At 64.2% G+C, this 371-nt stretch carries 1 protein-coding gene; it reads left to right on the top strand.

What is annotated here, in order from left to right:
- Positions 1–371: aconitase family protein (locus HA630_RS27115; protein WP_243855314.1), on the top strand; the 371-nt coding region annotated here is incomplete at both ends.

Below are 371 nucleotides of genomic sequence, written 5' to 3'. Positions count from 1 at the left end.
AAAATGTGGGTGGCCCCGCCGACCAAGATGGACGAGAGCGAGCTGATCAAGGAAGGCCACTACGCCGCGTTCGGCACCGCCGGTGCCCGCACCGAAATGCCGGGCTGCTCGCTGTGCATGGGCAACCAGGCGCAGGTGCGCGAAGGCGCGACGGTGATCTCCACCTCGACCCGCAACTTCCCGAACCGTCTGGGCAAGAACACCAACGTGTTCCTGGGCTCGGCCGAACTGGCCGCCATCGCGTCCAAGCTGGGCAAGCTGCCCACCGTGGCCGAGTACCACGAGGCCATGGGCATCGTGAACAAGGACGGCGCGTCGATCTACAAGTACCTGAACTTCGACCAGATCGAAGAGTACGCAGAGACCGCCAA

It is taken from the genome of Aquabacterium sp. A08 (assembly GCF_011742065.1).
Note: the sequence above shows the minus strand (reverse complement) of the source record. Positions and strands in the feature narration are given on the sequence as shown.